Source organism: Aeromonas sp. QDB39, assembly GCF_027707585.1.
Lineage (GTDB): Bacteria > Pseudomonadota > Gammaproteobacteria > Enterobacterales > Aeromonadaceae > Aeromonas > Aeromonas hydrophila.
The window spans coordinates 1-1,899 of the sequence record NZ_JAPCIV010000102.1; the positions used below are offsets into that span (position 1 = coordinate 1).

The 1,899-nt window shown below is 55.9% G+C and carries 2 protein-coding genes; both read right to left on the bottom strand.

Annotated elements, in window-relative coordinates:
- Positions 1–119: 119 nt before the first annotated feature.
- Positions 120–425, bottom strand: coding sequence for a PadR family transcriptional regulator (locus tag PG899_RS23965; RefSeq protein ID WP_000130000.1), 306 nt, complete (start codon positions 423–425; stop codon positions 120–122).
- A gap of 10 nt (positions 426–435) precedes the next feature.
- Positions 436–1,641, bottom strand: coding sequence for a chromate efflux transporter (chrA, locus tag PG899_RS23970; RefSeq protein WP_000184001.1), 1,206 nt, complete (start codon positions 1,639–1,641; stop codon positions 436–438).
- Between the last annotated feature and the right edge of the window lie 258 nt (positions 1,642–1,899).

Consider the following 1,899-nt stretch of genomic DNA (forward strand, 5'->3'; position numbering starts at 1 on the left):
TATTGAACTGTCAGGAGCTGGCTGCACAACAGCCATTACGCCCAATCAACTGGTGCAGTCGTCTTCTGAAAATGACAATCCAGTTAGGGTATAGCTCAACCTGACATAGAAGCAAAAACTCAACCACCTTCTACCAACTCTCCGAACAGCTCCTTGACCTTTGTTTTCGCATCAGCAAGTGCAGTTCTGCCTTGTTCAGTGATGTCATAAACACGCCGTTCACGTCGCCCGGTGCGTTCGTGGCGTGAGGTCAGATAGCCTTTTTTTTCCAGGCCGTGCAGCATCGGGTACACGGTGCCAGCGCTCATCTCGTAGCCGTGTCGGCGTAGCTCTTCGATGATCCCCAGCCCAAAGACAGGTTCCTCGGCTGCATGGTGAAGGATGTGCAGGCGGATCAAACCGCCGTAGAGGTCTTTGTCAGTCATTTTTTGTGCCTCACAGAGCGACGCTCAACAGCCACCCAGCTGCACCGCTACCGAGGACAACCAGCCACGGCGGGAGCTTCCAGAACATAAGTGCGACAAGGGCAACTAATGCCAAGCCGAAGTCTTGCGGCTGAAAGATGGCGCTAGTCCATACAGGCTGATACAGCGCGGCCAGCAGCAAGCCGACTACAGCGGCATTGATCCCGGCCAGCGCAGCTTGGATGCCTGTATTGCGGCGCAAACGCTCCCAAAATGGCATTGATCCGACGACCAGCAAGAACGAGGGCGCGAAGATAGCCAGCAGACACACAATGCCGCCGATCCAGCCCGACGGGGCGGTGTTCATCGAGGCACCAAGAAACGCGGCGAACGTGAACAAAGGGCCGGGCACCGCTTGAGCTGCCCCGTACCCCGCGAGAAAGGATTCATTGTTGACCCAGCCGGAGGGCACCACTTCGGCTTGCAGTAATGGCAGCACAACGTGACCACCGCCGAACACCAGTGATCCGACACGATAGAAGGAATCCACCATTGCCATGGTTTGACTTGGCATCAGTTCGGCCAACACCGGCAGGCCAATCAGCAAGACAAAGAACAGCGAGAGCCAAAGCACGCCGGCCCGGTGACTGACCGTGATAGGTAGGGGGTCATGCTCAACAACTTTCGCTGGCTTGAACAATAACCGGCCTGCGATGCCTGCGATAGCAATCACGCCAACCTGTCCCCACGCGGACGGCACAAGTAAAACGACGCAGGTAGCAATTGCCATGATGGTGACTCGCAGCCCATCCGTGCATAGGTTACGCGCCATGCCCCATACTGCTTGAGCGACCACGGCCACAGCCACCACTTTTAAGCCATGCAACGCGCCCTGCGAGACGTAATCGCCATAGCTGGAGATGCCGAGCGCAAAAAGGATCAAGGCTATGGCAGACGGCAGCGTGAAGCCAGCCCAAGCAGCCAGCGCCCCGCTGTATCCAGCCCGAGACAGTCCTACCGCTATGCCGACCTGGCTGCTTGCAGGCCCTGGCAAGAACTGACAAAGCGCGACCAAGTCAGCATAGCTCCGTTCGGAGAGCCAGCGCCGCCGTGTGACAAATTCGGCGCGGAAGTAGCCCAAGTGCGCAATGGGGCCGCCAAAAGATGTCAATCCAAGCCGCAGAAAAATAAGAAAGACCGACCATGGTCTGCTGTCATCGGTAGGGTTATTCGTCATACTTTCGCCTTCATGATCTGCAACGAGTTGATCAATAATAAGCGAAATTCGATAACGAAATTCGATATAAATCTAGAAAAAAATACCTCTATGTGTACTACGCAGTTTTAGCTGTGGCTTTCACAGGAGCACGCTTACTTACGGCTTAGCGTGCTTTATTTTCCGTTTTCTGAGGCGATCCCTAGGAGCTCGGATCTCAGGACGAAGGTCTCCGCGAATGTCCGGTCGATCCGCGCGACGTCCCAGGCGGGCGTTCCC